The organism is Candidatus Saccharimonadales bacterium (genome assembly GCA_035457485.1).
In the GTDB taxonomy this organism is placed as follows: domain Bacteria; phylum Patescibacteriota; class Saccharimonadia; order Saccharimonadales; family EFPC-124; genus DATIBO01.
Window position 1 is genome coordinate 48,127 of sequence record DATIBO010000006.1, and the last position, 18,739, is coordinate 66,865.

The following is an 18,739-nucleotide window of genomic DNA, read 5'->3' on the forward strand; positions in this document are numbered from 1 at the left end:
AGCCTTATGCTTATTGTATCACTATTTTTCTTCGGGCTGATTGCGGTGCAAAATTATTCTGCGGTCGCGCGCCCGTTGAAAAAGAATTCCTGCAAATCCAAAAAATATACCTATACCCAAAAAGGCATAAATTGCTGTAAAAATTTTACCGGCATCAGTTTGTGGCGCAATGTCACCGTAGCCGACCGTGGTTAACGTCATTGCTGCAAAATAAATTGCATCAATGTAAGAAAGTTTTTCGACTAAATGAAAAAACACTGCCCCTATTAAAAATACGAACATAAAAAGTAAAAAAACTTTTAAAAGCTGTTTGTCGGTTTGTACGTTTAAAGATTCGGGTTGCTCCATAGATTAAGCATAAGCGAAAATAAAAAGTCAGGCAAATTTACCACTCAGGCCCATTACAATGTCTTGCCATTCACTATCTTTTTTACTTTTATTTCTTTTACAGGCAGTTCACCTGTTTTCTCACCAAACTGTCTTAATGACTCCAAAAACGACCACTGTAAAACTGCAGTTGCTTCATGAACATACTCTCTTTCTGCGTCCTGCGCAGGCGAGTTCACAAAAAGTTCTACCTTAAGTTCGCCATTGGATCTTTCGCCTTCAAATCTTACCGAAACTTGAATCTCTTTATCGCCCCAGGGCACCGGAAAAAATAACTCACTTGGCTCCTTGTTCAAATGTTCATATAAAGGAGCGTGAAGTTTACTATCCGAAATCAAAAAGCTTGGCCATAAATCTGTTTCAGTAACACCTCTATGCTCGGCAAATTCACTCGTTAAATTAAGGTCTGCGATAGTACCAACCACCCTTTCATCCGAAGCGAAATCGCCTGCATCAATTTTAGTAAAACTCTCATCATCGAGATAAACTCGGATTTCTGGGTGATCAAAAGAAATAACTTCATCTTGATCAAAAGATTCCCATCCCTTACCATTCTCAAAGCTCATTGTATCAATCCCTAGATAATCTCTGGCCATCCTTAGTTCCTGCAGCCACGAATTAGTCTCCTGCACATTACCCAATCGACTCCTAGAAAAACCTATCAGCTCAAGCGCCACCGAACCATCTTCGGCCATTTTAATCCAGCCTCGCGAGACTAGATTACCCAAGTCGAGACCAAGTCCATCCGCAAGTTTCATGGCTTTTTTGGAGAACATTCTGGTTTTTTTACCCGACTCAGCTTCTGTTAGATCATCGAAACGCTGTATATCTAAAGCATCGTGACCTCCACCGCGCTCCACATAATCACGCTTAATAATATCTGAGACAATTACATATGGATGTCCGTTTTCGGTAACGTGTACCTCGCAACCCACCCCTTTTATTAAACTCGCTCCTCGATTCCTAGACGATCTAATTGTCTCTAAAAATAAGTCTCGGCGCATTTCATCACGCAGCACCGAATCTTGATCATCTTCAAGGAATTCCCCTGCATTATAAAAATCCGCCTGCTGCTCGCGACTATAATCAGGATTTTCACTCATAGAAAAATAATAGCATAACTATTTTCGGGCATGTATTTTTACGTTACCTCTGTTATAATACGGCACATGAGTCTATCAATTGGAATCGTCGGCCTACCTAACGTCGGCAAATCTACTTTATTTAATGCCCTAACCGACGCTAAAATTTTAGCGGCTAATTATCCGTTCGCAACCATCGAACCGAACACGGGAATTGTTCCAGTGCCCGATTCACGCCTGGATGTTTTAGCAAAAATGTATTCAACCGAAAAAATTGTTCCTGCAACTGTAACTTTTGTAGATATCGCAGGTCTTGTGGCTGGCGCCAACAAGGGTGAAGGTTTGGGAAATAAGTTTTTGGCCAACATACGTGAATGCAATGCAATCGCACACGTCGTGCGCGCTTTCGCCGACGACAACGTTTTGCACGTAGCCGACAAAGTTGATCCAAAAGACGACATTGAAGTCATCGATACCGAACTAATTTTGGCAGATTTGCAGACGATTGAAAACAAGCTAGCCCGAGTTCAAAAAGAAGCCAAGGCCAACCCGAAAGCCCGCGAAGTTGCCGGCTACATTGAGCGGTTAAAAGAACATTTGTTGCAAGGTACTCCCCTGCACAAACTGCCATCACTAGACGAAGAAGCAATTAAAGACATCAATTTAATGACTGCAAAGCCAGTAATCTATGTTTTTAATGTGGACGAAACGACCCTAGCCAATGAAACGCGCAAGCAAGAGCTGGCCAGTTTGGTCGCTCCTGCGAAATCCATTTTTATATGCGCAAAGCTAGAAGAAGAACTCCGCGATTTATCACCCGAGGATGCTGCTGAAATGTTAGAAACATACGGTCAAGACGAGCCCGGTTTAAATAAATTAATTAGCGCGGCTTATGACACATTAGGGTTGCAGAGCTACTTAACAGCCGGTAAGCAAGAGGTTCGGGCTTGGACGATCAAAAAAGGGTTTACGGCTCCACAAGCGGCGGGGGTGATCCACACAGATTTTGAACGCGGATTTATTGCTGCCCAAATTGTTAGCTACGACGATTTAGTTGCCGCCGGATCAGAAGCCGCAGCTAAGGCCGCAGGCAAAATGCGAACCGAAGGCAAAACCTACGTGATGCAACCTGGCGATGTAGTTGAGTTTAGATTTAACGTTTAAGAGGCGCCCTGATCCGAAAGATTCAGAACGCCTCATCTCGTGCGACAGAAGTCGCGGTGATCAGTTAGTGGCGGTGTACGGCGGACGCCATTCGCCGCCGGGCGGAACTTCGCATCCGCCGTTCTTTCCCATCAGTAGCAGGGTGGCAGCTAGAACCAAAAGGAATGCTGCCAGCCGGGGGCGCAATTGAGGCCATGTGGAAGTCATTTCACCTCCTCTCACACTAGTACTAGCCGAGGGCCAGGTGCTACGGCACGCGGCCGCCGCCTCCCTCGCAGTCCTCGACTCCCAGCATGATGCCAAGCGCGATTGCACTCAGAGCGAATACAATTCTTGCGCTTTGGCTAGCCGAAAGCTGATACAAGAAAGCCACTTTTTCACCTCCTAAGACAGTGTAATTATAAAATAATTCTAAACTTTACTCAACAAATAAAATCGCTCTCGATTGCCTTTAGCGCCGGCGATTTCGCTATCAGATTTATCACGAATAATAAACTTTTGCTTCGCCCAGGTTTCAAAGTCTTTTAAAATCTTGCGGCGCATAGCATCGTTTTTAATCACACCTTTGTGTTTGTCGGCGCTACCGGCCTCAAACTGCGGCTTAACCATTGCGACGATTTTAGTTTTTTTAGTGCTTAGCTTCGCTACACTTGGCAAAATATCACGCAAGCTTATAAAGCTCACATCTATAACCACGATATCAGCAGCTGTGGAAAGCTTGTGGAAATCTCGAATGTCCGTTTGTTCGTGTAGTTCCACTCTGTCATCACTACGCAAGGTGGGGTGCAGTTGATTTGTTCCAACGTCAACGGCAATAACTTTTGTTGCACGGTGTTGCAAAGCGTAATCGGTGAATCCGCCAGTAGATGAACCAACGTCCAAAACCACCTTATCTTTAAAATTTAGGTTCAAGGCTTTGGCAACAGATGCCAATTTTAATCCAGCACGCGAAACATACTGTTCGACTGCTTTAAATTCAATTTTTGCTTCCGAGCCAACAAAATAACCAGGCTTTAAAATAACCTGGTTATTTACGCTAACTTTGCCCATTTTAATCCAGCTTTCGGCCTGCGACCTAGTTGGAACCAAGCCTCTTTTAACCATAGCTTGGTCTAGCCTGGATTTTTGCATTTAGTCCTTTTTGCGTTCTAGGTATTCACCTGTTCGAGTGTCAACTTTTATTACGTCACCAGTTTTAATAAAAGCTGGAACCTTTAAAACTAAACCGGTCTCAAGTGTTGCGTCTTTAAGAACGCTACTTGTTGTGTCGCCTTTGACCACTGTTTCGGCGTAAGCTACAGTCAGGTAAACATTTTTTGCAAGCTCGATATTAATCACTTTGCCGTCAAAAAACTGTAGCTCGACTTCGTCGCCTTCTTTTAGGTAGTCTTTAGCTTCATCAACTAAATCGCCAGGAAGCTCAAATTGCTCAAAGCTTTCGCCGTCCATAAAGTGGTAATTTGTTCCATCTGTATACAAATATTGCACTTTACGATTTTCGACATGCGCAGGCTCCAATTTATCCGAGCCTTTAAAAGTCTTTGGAATCACAGCACCATCAAGCAAACTCTTCAAGCGAACGTTCACGATCGAACCGCCACGACCCATAACTTTTTGCGAATAATCAATCACTCGGAAAGGTTTTCCGTCGATTTGAATAAGTGTGCCCTTTTTAATCTCGGTAATACCGTACATAAAACTCCTAGCTGTTAGCTACGAATGGTAGCAATGCCAAATGACGAGCGCGCTTAACTTCAATAGCTAATCGGCTCTGTTGTCGCTGGCTTAAACCAGTTTTTGAGCGTGGTTCAATTTGACCATATTGGTTCACAAAACGCAAAAGCTGTTTTGGATCTTTGTAGTCAAACTCTACATCTTTTTTTATTCGTTTCATTTATTTACTCCTTAGAATGGAATTTCACTTAAGTCAATTGGTTTGTCATCGATGTCTTCAATTACAGAATCATCTTTTTTGTCAGATTTTTTGTCTGAACTTGGCGCTGAGTAACCGGCCGAACCGCCATTACCACCAGCACCACCGCCATCAAGGAAAGTTACGTCGCTTGCAACCACTTCAACCTTGCTGCGTTTTTGCCCTTCTTGCTCCCAACTGCGCTGGCTTAATCTGCCCATTACTAAGCATTTTCGGCCTTTGCTTAAATATTGGTTAACAAGTTCACCTAATTTACCCCAAGCAGTTACGTCAAAAAACTCAACTGCGTCTTGCTGTTGACCAGATTGATCCTGCCAGCTGCGGTTAATAGCTAGGCTAAAACTACAAACACTCTGCCCACTCGGAGTTGTTTTTAGCTCTGGGTCCCGAGTTAGGTTACCCATAAGGATTACTTGGTTAACACTTTTGCTCATATACCCTCGCTTGTTTAACTATTTTTCTTCTTTGGATTCTTTTTCAGCTGCTTCAGCTTCTGCTGCCTCGCGAGCTGCACGAGCTTTTAGGTCAATCGCAGTTAGCAAGTAGCGCAAGGCTTCGTCAGTGATGTTAAGGGTGCTTTGAAGCTTCTTAACAGTTTCAGTTGGAAGCTTGAGCTCAAAGTATACGTAAACACCAAAATCTTCTTTTTTGATCTTGTACGCAAGTTTTCGCTTACCCCAATTGTCTTCTTTTACAATTTCGCCTTTGTTGTCGGCGATAATTTGACGGATTTTCGTCAACGGTTTCTCCAGGTCAATTTCTAGATCTGGGTGTAAAACCACAACGAGTTCGTAATCTCGCATAGATTCCTTCCATGGATCTTGGTTTTTATACCAAGAGCGTATAAATACGCGGTTAGTTGTTAATATGTAAACTTTACTATAAAACAGAGGTAATTGCAAGTTCATCCGGCCAGAGATCAGTTTATTTTAGACTGACTCGGCGCAAACATCACCCTGTTTCAGTCGTGGCCACCGACTTGTTTATACACTACCATAACTTGGCTCTGTAGTTTTGATAAATTACGGTATTTTTACGCTTCGTCGGTCGATCCACCAAAAGCGTCGTCTAAACTTTTGATAAGAACATCTCGTGGTCGGGCGCCATCCGCGGGGCCGATTATTCCTTGTTCTTCCATGGTTTCTATCAAACGCGCGGCTCGTGCATAACCAACTCGTAGGCGTCGCTGCAATAAACTGGCACTTGCCTTACCACTTTCAATCACACAGCGCACCGCATCTTTGTACATATCATCGTCGCCACCACCGTCGTAGTCCATAACCACGCCACCTTTACCGCTAAGCTGAACTGGTTGAGCAATAATTTCGTCATCGTACTGAGGTGGGCGCTGCATTCGCAAATGATCACTAACTTTAATCACCTCAGGGTCATCGACAAACGCACCTTGGACACGTTTCGGCTTACTCATGTCCGGCGTAAGCAGTAGCATGTCACCTTTTCCGAGCAGTTTTTCGGCACCCACTTGATCCAAAATCGTACGACTATCGACCTGACTCGCCACCGTGAATGCAATTCGAGCCGGTACATTGGCTTTGATTAAGCCAGTGATAACATCTACACTCGGACGTTGAGTCGCCAAAACAAGGTGAATACCGACAGCTCGAGCCTTTTGTGCTAAACGAACGATCAGTGCCTCAACATCGCGCGCAGCTAGCATCATAAGATCAGCCAGCTCGTCAATCACTATAACAATGTATGGCATGCGTTCATCTGATCGCGAGCTGTTATAACCTTGGATATTACGCACCTTCTCTTCAGCAAGCAGACTGTAGCGTCGCTCCATCTCGTTTACGGCCCATTTTAATGCGCTAATACATTTTTCGGGCACCGTAATAACCGGGGTTAGCAAATGCGGGATATCATTATATGGAGTCAGCTCTACCTGCTTAGGGTCGACTAAAATGAGCTTCAAATCGGATGGACTGTTGCGGTAAAGCATGCTTGTAAGCACACTGTTGATCATGACCGACTTACCTGAACCAGTCGCACCGGCGATTAAAACGTGCGGCATTTTGTCTAACTCCCCTATCACGGGATCGCCTGCAATGTCGCGCCCAATAGCAAAACTAAGCGGTGAGCCAGCATTTTGCCACTGCCCAGAAGTCAAAATTCCGTGCAGGCGAACATCAGCAGCTTTTACGTTTGGAACCTCGATACCAACAGCCCGCTGGCCTGGGATTGGCGCCTCGATACGTATCGCTTGAGCAGCTAGGTTCAATGCGATATTAGTCTCTAAAGCAGTAATTCGGGTGAGCTTAACGCCGGCTGGCGGCTTTAACGTATATTGCGTAACTTTTGGACCAATGTTGGCGCCCTCCATGTCAACATCGATGTTAAATTCGCCCAAAGTATCTTTAATTACCTGAGCATTGTGTTTAACGTCTCCGGCATCAGCTGGTGACTGTTTTTTCTCTAGCAGATCAACACTCGGACTCTGCCAATCGGGATCGGTTGTGCTTGTAAGAGCTTGTTGATCGGTTGCAGAGGGTTTTTCTGCACTGTTTTTAAGCGATCCGAGTTTAGCAGAGTTTAACGTTGGCACACCTTCGTTTAATTTAAGCTCGCCAATAGATTTGCTTGTAAATAAGCCAGCCTTTTCGGCAACTTCTCGGTTTTGGTCTTCTTCACTAACTTCACGTTTAAATAAGTTAACAACCGCATTTACAACAGTCATTGGAGATAATTTAAGAACAAATAAGCTCGTTATAAATGCTGCGATAAACAAAATGAATCCAGTAGTTTTTGTGTCTAAAATCGAGAGCATCGAGCTAGAGACTATGTAGCCTACGAAACCTCCCCCGTCACTGCTTAAAACTTGGTCATAAGAAGTTGCATTTGGACTAAATAAATGAATTAGGCCAGCTATTTCTGCTAAAAACAAGATTGTGGCTAAGATGACTACAGTCGGTAAGCGGTTGTTCTCTGCTCTGAAAGTTGCGATCGCAATGTAAATCGCTACAACCGGAACAAGAAGGATTGTCCAGCCTATTAGCCAGCGAAGAGCGCCGTTAAGCCACTCGAGAACTGGTCCACCAGTACCAAATACGGCCAAAATAACCAAAAATGCTGCAACAATTAAAATAACAGCAGTGGCTTGCTGCCAAAAACCTTCGGGCAACTTATGCTCGGCCTGAAGTTTTTTTGGTGTACGTCGTCGTTTTCTACCCATAACGTGTTTGTATTATATCCCTGATCGCCCAAGAGGTCGATAGGCGTTGATAACTTATTGTAGCAGTTTTTACTACAAAAAGCAAAATAAGTTCTGTGCGCAGGGCGCGGCTCCTCGCAGAACCGCGCCCCAGGCATCACGCAACCCAGTACAGGTCGTAACAGGTGCGAACCGTGGTGGTCTTGCCGTAGCCGGACTCGAGAGCGACAGCCTCGCTGTTGTCGTGCCGCGGGATCGCCAGGCGCCAGGGCTTGGGGACGGCCCCACCCGACATCGAGACGTTGTGGTAGGCCAACACGCCAGCCACACACTGCGCGAACAGCGGCTTGTTCTTGGCCGGAGCGAGCTCGACTTCGAACACGTTGTCCGCGAAGCGCGTCAGCGAGTACTCGTAGTAGTCGCCAAGCGCCGCGGCCAGTTCGACGAACATTCCGAGCTCCGCCTCGGGCTTGCCGGCGTACTTCCCACTCTGAAGCTCCTGCCAGTAAACGAGCATGCCGATGATGGGCACGTACAGCACACTCTCGCATAGCGTCGGGCGAGAGTCGCGAGAAGTCACGCCTCTCTCAGCCCGACAGGACACCTTGACTTCGGTGTCGCCACTCAGATACTGGACCTCGAACGACTGTGGATGAACCAGCACGCTTCCGTAGGCGTACATGTCCCACTGCTCGCGAAGCTGGGTGATCGTGCTCTCCGCGAAGACCCGCATCTGCTGATCGCTTGCCACAGGGGGCAGGTCGACCAGAGTTATGGCCGCCGCGCGGCCGCGGTATGTAGGGTTCCGCGTCAGCCCACTATCCTCGAACGTGTCGAGCTGAGTGGTACAGCCAGCCGCCGCCAAAATGGCGACAAGCACTAGCGTGAGTCGATAACGTCTCACGTCTCACCTCCGTGATACCTATGTCAGCCGGTTGCTGACATGAACGCCTATTATAAAATTTTACCTGTAATTTGTAAAGTTAACCGGGAAGTCAAAATCCTGAGCCTGCACAATTTTCATCGCAGCTTGCAGCTCATCCTTTTTGGCGCTACTCACCCGCACTTCTGTACCCTGAATTTGTGCCTTAACTTTCGGTAGATTGTCGCGTAGCAAATTGGTAATTTTTTTAGCTTTTTCTTGATCTAGACCCTTTTTAAACGAGACTTCGAGTGTAGTCTTTAAGTTACTAACAACTGGGGTTTTACTTGTGTCTAAAATCTTTTGGCTAACATTTCGACTGGCTAGTTTTTTACGCAGGATCTCTAAAATTGCATCAATATGATACTGACTGTCGCCCACAACTTTTAAGCCAGTTTTGTCACCATCTAAAAATTCTAGGCTAGCGCTTGTACCTTTTAAGTCGTAGCGATTACCCATTTCGCGCTTAGATTGATCGACGGAATTTATAACCTCGGCTAAGTCAAAGTCGCTAACAATATCAAAAGAAAATGTCGAAGCCATACCTTAGAATACGTCCGATTTAGTTGGGTTTTCTAGTGGCTGCGGCAAACGTGGCGGCATTGGACGTTGTGGTCGTGGCGCACGTTGTTGCTGATCTGGCGCAGCGTTGCCACTACCGATTTCGTTAACCACGGGAATTACAATCGGCGTGCGACGAGTTTTGTCATACAAAATATGAGTAATTTCGTCTTTAAGCTCTTTTTTAAGAATATCAACATCTAGTTTTCGGCTACCCAAACGTGCGACTTTTTGCTTTAGGTAGGTTCGAATCAAGTTCATTAGCTCCTCACTGTCGCGCAGGTAAATAAATCCGCGACTAATGATATCTGGGCTTGTAAGTAAGCGACCAGTCTGACGGCTAATCGTTAGAACAACCACAAACATTCCCTCGGCGGCCATGTGAATTCGATCCTTCAAAACAATCTCGCTCACCTCTTCGCCGGCGTCGTCGTACATTACGCCACCCACAGGGATTCGGCCGGCTTTTCGCGCGGTTCCATTTTGGTCGATCTCAACTACATCACCCGAGTCACAAACAAAAATGTTTTGGTGCTTAATGCCGCACTCTTTTTCGGCCAAGCGCGCATTGTGCGCTAGCATGTGGAACTCACCGTGAACCGGCATGTAATATTTAGGCTTAACGGCGTTAATAAGCCTAACATGGTCAGCGTAGTAACCGTGCCCAGAAAGGTGTAGTGGACCGTATCCGTGCAAGTGGCCATGTGCGTTTTGCAGAACATCGGCACCTTCGCGCATTAGGCCGTCAACAGTTCGCACAACATATTTTTCGTTACCTGGAATTGGGTTGGAGCTTAAAACAATAATGTCGCTGCCTTTAACCTTAATATGCTTGTGCGCGCCGCTAACCATTCGGTTGAGCACCGCGTTGAACTCTCCTTGACTGCCGGTGCACACCACCACAACTTTGCTGTCGGGTAGTTTTACAAGATCATCCATACGCACAATTACATCTTTTGGAACTTTAATACTCTGAGCGCGCAGAGCGACTTCCATATTCTGGATCATGCTGTAACCAGCGAAAGCAACTTTGCGTCCATGTCGTTGCGCGGCTTCTAGGATCATCTGAATACGGTGGATCTGCGAGCTGAAAGTCGAAACAATCACGCGACTGCCAGAGTTTTGTTGCATAATGTCGGCAAAAGACTGACCAATTTCGAACTCACCATGTTTATGAGTACCATCTGATTCACAGTTCGTACTTTCGTTGAACATCATCAAAAAGCCCTCTTCGCGGCTGATTTGTTCTAGGCGCTCAAGATCAAACTGCTTGCCATCAACTGGGTTTTGCTCAAAGCGCCAGTCTCCAGTGTGAAGCAAAACGCCAGCAGGAGTTCGAACAACCACCGCCGTAGAGTCTGGGATTGAGTGGTTAACACGGACCAACTCAATTCCAAAACTACCGCCAAGCTGAATGCGATCATGGATATCAGGATTCATTACGTTGTAGATTGGACGATAATCTGTGTCGGATTCTTCCATCAACTTCTCTACCATTCCAAGCGTAAATTTACTTCCGTAAACCGGCACAGGAATTTTGTGTAGCAAGTGGCGAACCGCACCAATGTGGTCAAGGTGTCCGTGGGTAAAAATTACGCCACGGATTTTGTGTTTGCGCTCCTCAAGATAGCTAATGTCAGGCACAATATAATTGATACCTGGATAGTCGTTGCCAGGGAACAAAAAGCCCATGTCGATCACAATAATGTCATCGCCGTATTCCAGCGCCATCATGTTTTTACCAATACCCATTTCACCTAAACCACCGATTGGCATAATTTTAAGCGTTGGGCCGTCTCGACGCGGAATAGTTTTTTGCATGTTTAGAGTGAACTGTCGTCCACCATATCCGTTAAATGTGGATTTATTAACCGGCACATCGATTACGTGCTGACTGGCCTGTAAGTTAACATTTTCGCTAACGCGCCGCGCCGCCCGCTGCACTTCGCCGCGCCGAGTTTGCGTTTTTGCAAGCACTGTATTGTTGCTTTGCTGACGTTGTTGGTTTTGATTTTGTTGCGGTCGCTGCTGCTGATTGTTCATTCGCTCACGATTTTGTTGCAGTCGTTCTTGTACGCTTTTACTGTCGAATTTGTTCATCTATTTCCTTTCGAGCTGTTCTAGGACACTCGGTATTTTTTTAAAATCATCTATTAATGTTTGGCGCATTCCACCGTTGTAGAGCGCGGCCGCAGGATGGAAAAGTGGCATTACTACCAAATCGCCGTTGCGCTTGGCATACCCGTGCACCTGGCTAATTTTTTGACTTGGCAAAAAATATTCCATGCTATGCCTACCTAAAGTTACAACCAGTTTTGGGTTTATGACCTTAAGTTGACCTAGCAAGTACGGCCAAAAAGCATGCTTTTCTTCGGGTAACGGATCGCGATTATTCGGCGGTCTGTACTTAACAATATTAGTAATATAAACGTCTTCGCGTTGCAAGCCGGCTTCTTGTAGCATCTCGTTCAAAAACTTCCCGGCCGCCCCAACAAATGGTCTACCCTGCTCGTCTTCGTTTTTACCTGGCGCCTCGCCAATAAAAACGATCTCAGCATCTAAATTGCCCTCACCCATAACCAGGTTCTTGGCTGTCTTGGCCAAATGCTCACAGATATTGTTGGATTCAATATCTGCTTTTATTCGGTCGAGACGTGTTTGTTTATCGCTATTCATATCCCAAGAGGCAACATCGGCCAAACCGATGACGTTAAATTAAATATAACACACATCTTATATTTTGACCAGAGATATTTACAAGACTAAGTAATAAATGTACTATTAACTGGATTTGTCAAATGCCCTAGGGAGAGACATGATCGACACGGCAAGTCCACAAGCCAGGGCGCTACGGCGCGCAGTTCTGTCTGAGTCCATGGCATGGTCACGCACTCGTCCGCGAGTCGTGATGACCCGCGAAGAGCTTCTGGCCGCAAAGAACAGCGCAGACATCAGCTGGGTGCTGCCCGAGCTTGGCAGCGGAACAGCCCAAGAGGAAGCGTGGCTAGAGGCCGTGAGAAACGAAGCCACGGGGCTTCAGCGGTCCCTCGAAGACAGTATGAAACTCGCGTATATGGACTTCGCACTCTGGTTCATTAACCTCGAACTCGGGCTACTATCGCACGAGAACCACGCTCACTGTGCAGATGGCCACCGATCAAGCACATTCTGGGTGTACAACCTGAATCAGCTCTTCTACTTCTCGGATCGTGGCATCATGCACACCGAAGAAGTGGTCAAGCTCGTGGTTGACGAGCATCGCAGGCGCAACCCGAACTGTCGCCTCACCTACGAAGCGGCGTGGCCAACCTGGTAGCAGGACAAATCGTCAAGAGGGGGCTGCCCACATCCGGGCGGCCCCCTCGCAAGTCAAATTTATACCTGCTTAGCTTCTTTCATACTCAAGTTCAAGCGACCTTGATCATCGATTGCAGTTAACTTAACCGTTACCTTCTGACCTTCTTTAAGTACGTCACTGACATTTTCTACGCGCTTGTCGCTAATTTGACTAACGTGCACCAAACCGTCACGACCAGGCATAATATTTACAAATGCGCCAAATTCCATCAGTTTAACAACTGTTCCTTCGTAGATTTTACCAACCTCCGGTTCAGCCACAATGTCGCTGATCATCTTAAGCGCAGCTTCGATTGCTTTGCCGTCTACTGCAGCAACAGTCACTAAACCATCATCTTTAATGTCGATCTCAGCACCAGTCTCAGCAATAATCTTGTTAATTACTTCGCCGCCTTTACCGATGACTTCGCGGATTTTTTCTGGCTTGATCATCAGTTTTTCTATCCGCGGCGCATATGGACTAAGTGTTTTGCGTGGCTCAGCGATTGTCTCAAGCATATGGTTTAAAATAAACGCACGACCCTCCCTGCCTTGTTGCAGCGCTTGTCTTAGTACGTCGACATCAAGACCATGGACTTTCATATCCATTTGAAGCGCCGTGATTCCCTTGCTCGTTCCTGTAACCTTAAAGTCCATGTCGCCAGCAAAATCTTCGGCGTCTGCAATATCGCTCAAAATTACGATCTTGTCGCCGTCCTTCATTAGACCCATAGCGATTCCGCTTACAGGAGCTTTTAGCGGCACGCCAGCATCCATTAAAGCCAAGGTACTGCTACAAGTTGCGGCCATGCTGGTTGATCCGTTTTGGCTCATAATCTCGGTTACTGTACGAATTGCGTACGGGAATTCTTCTTCGCTTGGCAAAACTGCAGTTAGTGCGCGTTCGGCAAGATAGCCGTGGCCGATTTCGCGGCGACCCGGGCTGCCTAATCGGCGGATTTCACCAACCGTGTAGCCAGGTGCGTTGTAGTGATGCATATAACGGCGCTCTTGATCGCGTTCCATTGTATCTACGATTTGCGCGTAGCTGAGAGGGGCCAAGGTTACAATGTTCATACCTTGAGTCATGCCGCGCGTAAACAAGCTGCTGCCGTGAGCGCGTGGCAAGAATCCCACTTCGGAGCTTAACGGGCGAATTTCGCTTGGTTTACGACCATCCGGACGAACACCGTCGCCGATAATTCCTTTACGAACGTCCTTGTGTACTGCCATTGAGAAAGCTTCGTCATATTCGCCTTTGGCGTTAGCGTATTCTTCAATCTCTTGCTCAAACGCTTCGTGCATTTGGTTACGCAGATTGCCCATTAATTCGTTGCGTTCAGGATATGGTGCGCGCATTGCCTCGCCCAACTTACCCTCTACCCAACCGTCAACTTTGCTCACGATATCTTCGTTCGGCAGAGTTAGTTCGTACTCTTGTTTGACTACGCCAACTTTTTGTACGAGTTCTTGCTGCAGCTTAATCGCTGGCTGGATCGCCTCTTGCGCCCAAGCCAAAGCTTCGACAACCTGTTCTTCGGTAACCTGATTTGCACCAGCCTCTACCATCATAATGCCAGATTCAGTCCCGGCAACTACAAGATCAAGCTCGTTTTTATCCATTTCAGCTAGTGGCAAAAATGCAGCTGGCTTGCCATCTTTTATGCCAACGCGTAAACCCGCGACCGGGCCCTCAAAAGGCGCGCCCGTAAGCATTAAGGCGGCGCTTGCTGCGATCATCGCGACCATATCAGGCCTAAAACTTGGGTCCATACTCAAAACGCTAGCGACAACTTGAACTTCGTGCCGATAACCTTTTGGCCAAAGTGGGCGGATTGGGCGGTCGATCAAGCGACCGATTAAAATAGCTTCGTCGCTCGGGCGGCCTTCGCGCTTAATAAAACGACTGCCGCTGATTTTGCCAGCAGCGTAAAATTTTTCCTCGTAGTCCACACTGAGCGGAAAATAGTCAAAGCCAACCACCGGTTTTGGTGCAACCATTGCAGTTCCCAAAACAACTGTATCGCCGTAGCGAACGATCACACTGGCGCTAGTTCTAAAGCCAACTCGGTTGACCTCTAAGCTGAGTTTTCGACCGCAAAAATCAGTCTCTACTTTAATAATATCTTTGCCGTAAGGGTTGATTGTGCCCATTTATCCTCTTTCTGTACCTGACCTGGTGTAACGGGTTTTATAGTATAAATTCTCGGGTCGCTACTTTGGGATAATTTTCTGTTGCGGGTCAAAAATGTATAACACATTTTTCACTTCCGGTGTGCCACAAAAAAGTTATCTCCAAATCGCTGTGAATCCCGGTTTTATACCGAAAAATCCAGCACACGCATTATTTCAGGTACAACTTAATTATATCTTATAAAAGAACAAGGGCCCGCTATTTGCGAAGCCCTAGTTTTGCAATGAGAGCCGTGTAGGCCTCGTAATTTTTGCCCTGTAAGTATTTAAGGAGGCGTTTGCGCTTACCAACCATCTGTAGCAAGCCGCGACGACCATGAAAGTCGTGCTTGTGCTCTTTAAGATGCTCAGTAACCTCTTTAATGCGTTCGGTTAAAACTGCAACCTGAACTTGAGGAGAGCCAACGTCGTCTTTGTGTGTACGAACAGACTCAATTACTGTAGTTTTCTTGTCTTTAGTAATCATCCCTAGGATTTTATCAGATCACGATCTGTTTTGCAATAAGTTTTGATAAGTTCGGTGCGAGGGCTCGGGTCCTGGTCGGACCCGGCCCCCTCACTTCAGGCAGGTTGGGTGGATCCTGCGATCTGCGCCAGCCGGTTGAGCCTGCGCAGCTTCACCCACATCACGAAGCACACCAGAAGGTACCCCGACGAGGCGAAGATCAGCCAGCCGATCGGCCGCTCGTCCACGTACACGCGGACCACGGCATCGTTCTCGTAGCAGACCGAGCGGTACGGCTCCGGGTTCTCGAACCCGCAGACGTACTGGATCGTGTCGCCCGTATTGACCTTGGTGCCCGCGTTCAGAACGACGGTGTGGCCGGCGTAGGTGACGACGGTCGAGATCTCGTTGCCGCCGATCATTTCGGACATCTGCCCGAGCACGACGGACGAGGTCCAGTGCGTACGGTTCGGAACATTCTCGGCCCGCATGTCAGCCTTGCTGAGACCGGCACCAGCGCCGGCCAGGCCGATCACCGATGCGAGCGCCGAAGCGACCATGACCCACTTGATCCACCGAGCGCTCTTACTGAGCACGGCGGCCAGCCCAAGCAGAACGAGTGCTCCCAGCAGTACGGCGGCAACGCCAGCGACATTACTCTGAGAGGGATCGACTGCGATCACTGTTTTCCCCTGTTCACTTGAAGTGAGACCAACTAATTTGGCTAGTAAATTATACAATAAATTCTATGATAATTCAATCAACCTGTACTCGTCAGCAATGGTTTGCGCTTGTTCGATTTTAAACTTCCCTACCACTGTTCTGCGCAACTCGCTCGTGTATGCACCAGTTTGTAAAACGCCTCCGATATCTTGCGTCAAAGTCCTAATGTACGTTCCACTGCTCACGTGAGTACGAATTTTCATTTCAGGGTAGTTATACTCTACTAAATCCAGGTTATAAACCTTAACTTTTCGCACAGGCATATCAACCTGCACGCCTTTTCGCGCCAAATTGTATGCCCGCTGACCATTGATTTTGATGGCACTGTAGATTGGTGGGGTTTGCTCGATTTCACCTGTAAATTTAGCAAGAACGGTTTTAACCTCCTGTAAACTTGGCTCCTTATTAGAGATTTCACTAATCTCACCCTCTGGATCACCGGTGGTACTTGTTTTGCCTAAAATAATTGTCGCGTCATAGGTTTTATCAAGCTTACTAAAGTCGCCTGCGCGCTTTGTGTATTTACCGGCAACAATAATCATAAGTCCGGTTGCAAACGGATCAAGCGTACCTGTATGACCGACTTTCACTTTTTTACCAGCCACTTCGCTTAAACGTCGTCGAACGCGCGCAACTACGCCAAAACTGGTCATACCAGATGGCTTATCAATCAAAATAATGCCCGAAGGGTTTTGCATACAATTACTTTAACAGATTAAAAACTATTGGCCAGGGATCTTAAACTGACCTGGATCGACTGGCGCCGGAGGTAAGTTTGACGCATTAGCATCAAAAGCACTAGGTGGGGTTGGTGGCATTTGTGGATTTGATGGCAACTCAGGCAAGGCTGGTGGCATCGGTGGCATAGCAGGAGCCCCTGGTTGCCCAGGCTCGCTAATAGGAAGTTGTGGCATCGGCGGTATCGGCGGTAATGCACCGAATCCAGATGGTTGGTTAGGCGTTAGATCGGTTGTTACTGGCTGCGGTGGAGTTACTGGCGCTGGCTCTGTGGGTGCAACTGCGAACGGCTCGGCAGCCGGCTGCTCTATCGGTGCAACTGCGGGTGCGGGCTGAACAACAGGCTCTTCGGCGACTGCAGTTTGTGGCGCTTGCTGCTCAAAAGGTTGAACCTGCAATGATTCTTGAGCACCTACATCCTCGCGAGGCTGTCCGGCAGGATTAAAGGGCTGAGCTGCATAGGCTTGTTCTAGGTCTTTACGAGCATTTTGCTCAAGCTCGGCCAAGGTTGGCGCCGGAGCAGCTACTGGCTCAGGCGGCGCTTGCTCTGCAGGCTCTTGTGCGGGAGTAGTTTCTTGCGGCACTTGCGGTTGTGGCGCTTCTTCAATGACTTCTTCTGACCCAATCATAGGTGCATGTTCTACCGCCGGCTCGTTCACAGTGGCCTCTACAGCGACAGGTTCGGCTGCGGCGGCTGATTCTACTATGGCTGGTGCAGCAATCTCCTCGGCAGGGGGAGTTACCTCTTCGTCTTTAGCCTCTGTTGGCACCTCACCATGCTTGAGTGTACTAACTTTGTCCCTAAATTTACGCTCTTCTTCTTCGGCAAAATTTTTATCAGTTAAAGCTTGCGCGGTCGTAGCACTAAATGGCGAGCCCATTGTTGGCGGTTCTAAGCGCCGATCGCGCCAGGACTTTTCGCCCAATGTTTGAGATTCGGCTTCGTCCTCGGGGGCTTCTGTCAAAAACTCGTGAGTTGGACCGGCTGCCTGCTTGGTTTCTTCTTTGATCGCCTGCTTTAACTCGTCTAAGTTTGGCTCAGACGGCGCTGCGGTTTTCGGTAATGCTGCCTCCAATTCTTTTTCGGCAACTGCCAAATCCTGGGTTCGTTTGGCCGGCTTTTGCTCCGCATGCGCAATCGAAAGCTCGCCATTACCAGCTGCAGCAACTTCGGCCGGCTGGCTTACTTCTGGGAGTGGCCTTTGTGGCTGCAAATTAGTAGCTACCAATTGCTGGTTGGCGCCGGCTGCCATCATTTGAGCGGCCATGGTCATAACTGCAGGAGTCGTATGCTGATTGCTAAATCTTTCGGTAGCTGCAACAAGACCCGTAAGTAGCGCCGTAGAAATCTGAGCGTCAACCAAACCTGGTTTTTGCATTTTGTCCGACAAACCAATTATCATTTCGCAAAGTGAGCTAGCATTTGGATCATGCCAGTCTACCGTGCCTAAGCCGCTCTGCTGATTATTGGCGTTAATAGTTACAACCGTAGCGTCGTGTAGTATTCGGCCATGTGCAACAATTGCAGCGTCGAGATCTTCTCGTTTTTCTACACCGAGTGCAATAATAAGCTCAACGTTAAAATCGCCTTGACTAAATTTAAAGTCATCTTGGGTGATTGTCGTGCGATATGGAGTAATAAAGATGCGGACAACGTCTTCCTCTACTTTGTAGCGCAAACGATCGGCTTTATCTTTATCAAGCGATATTATAAAGTCGCGCAAACCATTAACGTTGCTTTCAAAGGTTTTGTTTGGCTCCAAAAAGTTGATTGCCGGCGGAATCGCTCCACTAAATACTGCCGTGGCATGTTTATCTAACTTGTTCAGCAAAAGTGCTAAACCCAACGCTGCTGCTAGCGAATCCACGGACGGATTTGCGTTAACGGCTACTAAAATATTAGTAGACTTTTGAATTTTATCTACGATCTGTTGCTGAGCTGCACCTGGTTGCATAGTTTATCTTTTTATTTTAGCCTTTTAGCTCACTTTAGCATAAGCTTGTTTTTTACGTCAAATATAAAAACTTGAGGCAGTGTTGGACCGGCTGCAGAACTTGACCATATTAGTCTTTACAGATCAGCCAT

Annotated in this window: 20 protein-coding genes; 2 read left to right on the forward strand and 18 right to left on the reverse strand. The window is 47.2% G+C overall.

Annotation, left to right across the window (positions count from 1 at the left end; translation table 11 throughout):
* Positions 1–21: 21 nt before the first annotated feature.
* Entirely contained in the window at positions 22–348 is a 327-nt protein-coding gene (locus VLA77_00325; protein HSE29017.1) for a potassium channel family protein, read from the reverse strand.
* 53 nt (positions 349–401) lie between these two features.
* On the reverse strand, positions 402–1,490 hold the full coding sequence (locus VLA77_00330; GenBank protein HSE29018.1) for a hypothetical protein: 1,089 nt from the start codon (positions 1,488–1,490) through the stop codon (positions 402–404).
* Positions 1,491–1,556: 66 nt separating this feature from the next.
* Between VLA77_00330 and ychF the strand changes: the two genes are divergently transcribed.
* On the forward strand, positions 1,557–2,633 hold the full coding sequence (gene ychF, locus VLA77_00335) for a redox-regulated ATPase YchF (protein ID HSE29019.1): 1,077 nt from the start codon (positions 1,557–1,559) through the stop codon (positions 2,631–2,633).
* A 247-nt stretch (positions 2,634–2,880) separates the two neighbouring features.
* Here ychF and VLA77_00340 read toward each other — a convergent pair whose 3' ends face one another.
* The 11 genes from VLA77_00340 to VLA77_00390 form a co-directional block, all read right to left on the reverse strand.
* A complete protein-coding gene (locus VLA77_00340) occupies positions 2,881–3,006 on the reverse strand; it encodes a hypothetical protein (protein HSE29020.1) in 126 nt (41 codons plus the stop codon).
* 38 nt (positions 3,007–3,044) lie between these two features.
* On the reverse strand, positions 3,045–3,764 hold the full coding sequence (locus VLA77_00345) for a TlyA family RNA methyltransferase (GenBank protein HSE29021.1): 720 nt from the start codon (positions 3,762–3,764) through the stop codon (positions 3,045–3,047).
* Positions 3,765–4,328, reverse strand: coding sequence for an elongation factor P (gene efp / locus VLA77_00350; protein ID HSE29022.1), 564 nt, complete (start codon positions 4,326–4,328; stop codon positions 3,765–3,767).
* A gap of 7 nt (positions 4,329–4,335) precedes the next feature.
* Complete coding sequence (rpsR, locus tag VLA77_00355; protein ID HSE29023.1) at positions 4,336–4,527, reverse strand: 30S ribosomal protein S18; 192 nt, start codon at positions 4,525–4,527, stop codon at positions 4,336–4,338.
* An 11-nt stretch (positions 4,528–4,538) separates the two neighbouring features.
* Positions 4,539–5,000, reverse strand: coding sequence for a single-stranded DNA-binding protein (gene ssb, locus VLA77_00360; protein HSE29024.1), 462 nt, complete (start codon positions 4,998–5,000; stop codon positions 4,539–4,541).
* A gap of 18 nt (positions 5,001–5,018) precedes the next feature.
* Entirely contained in the window at positions 5,019–5,474 is a 456-nt protein-coding gene (gene rpsF, locus VLA77_00365) for a 30S ribosomal protein S6 (protein ID HSE29025.1), read from the reverse strand.
* Between the two features lie 125 nt (positions 5,475–5,599).
* A complete protein-coding gene (locus VLA77_00370) occupies positions 5,600–7,756 on the reverse strand; it encodes a DNA translocase FtsK 4TM domain-containing protein (protein ID HSE29026.1) in 2,157 nt (718 codons plus the stop codon).
* Positions 7,757–7,892: 136 nt separating this feature from the next.
* Positions 7,893–8,639 carry a hypothetical protein gene (locus VLA77_00375; GenBank protein HSE29027.1) on the reverse strand — a complete coding sequence of 249 codons (747 nt, stop codon included), beginning with the start codon at positions 8,637–8,639 and terminating at the stop codon, positions 7,893–7,895.
* Positions 8,640–8,699: 60 nt separating this feature from the next.
* Positions 8,700–9,200 (reverse strand): YajQ family cyclic di-GMP-binding protein, encoded by a 501-nt coding sequence (locus VLA77_00380; protein ID HSE29028.1) that lies wholly within the window; start codon positions 9,198–9,200, stop codon positions 8,700–8,702.
* Between the two features lie 3 nt (positions 9,201–9,203).
* The gene (locus VLA77_00385) at positions 9,204–11,318 is read right to left on the reverse strand and encodes a ribonuclease J (GenBank protein ID HSE29029.1); all 2,115 of its coding nucleotides are present in this window, start codon (positions 11,316–11,318) and stop codon (positions 9,204–9,206) included.
* Positions 11,319–11,894, reverse strand: a complete 576-nt coding sequence (locus VLA77_00390) for a uracil-DNA glycosylase (GenBank protein HSE29030.1) — start codon at positions 11,892–11,894, stop codon at positions 11,319–11,321.
* 232 nt (positions 11,895–12,126) lie between these two features.
* Between VLA77_00390 and VLA77_00395 the strand changes: the two genes are divergently transcribed.
* Positions 12,127–12,534, forward strand: a complete 408-nt coding sequence (locus tag VLA77_00395) for a hypothetical protein (protein HSE29031.1) — start codon at positions 12,127–12,129, stop codon at positions 12,532–12,534.
* A gap of 59 nt (positions 12,535–12,593) precedes the next feature.
* On the opposite strand, the gene pnp is transcribed toward VLA77_00395, so the two are convergent.
* From pnp to VLA77_00420, 5 genes are all read right to left on the reverse strand, one after another.
* Entirely contained in the window at positions 12,594–14,708 is a 2,115-nt protein-coding gene (pnp, locus tag VLA77_00400) for a polyribonucleotide nucleotidyltransferase (GenBank protein ID HSE29032.1), read from the reverse strand.
* Between the two features lie 238 nt (positions 14,709–14,946).
* Positions 14,947–15,213: a 30S ribosomal protein S15 gene (gene rpsO / locus VLA77_00405; protein ID HSE29033.1), complete on the reverse strand. Its 267-nt coding sequence runs from the start codon at positions 15,211–15,213 to the stop codon at positions 14,947–14,949.
* 95 nt (positions 15,214–15,308) lie between these two features.
* Complete coding sequence (locus tag VLA77_00410) at positions 15,309–15,875, reverse strand: hypothetical protein (protein ID HSE29034.1); 567 nt, start codon at positions 15,873–15,875, stop codon at positions 15,309–15,311.
* Between the two features lie 63 nt (positions 15,876–15,938).
* Entirely contained in the window at positions 15,939–16,613 is a 675-nt protein-coding gene (truB, locus tag VLA77_00415; protein HSE29035.1) for a tRNA pseudouridine(55) synthase TruB, read from the reverse strand.
* Between the two features lie 24 nt (positions 16,614–16,637).
* Positions 16,638–18,608 (reverse strand): hypothetical protein, encoded by a 1,971-nt coding sequence (locus VLA77_00420; GenBank protein ID HSE29036.1) that lies wholly within the window; start codon positions 18,606–18,608, stop codon positions 16,638–16,640.
* Positions 18,609–18,739: the final 131 nt, after the last annotated feature.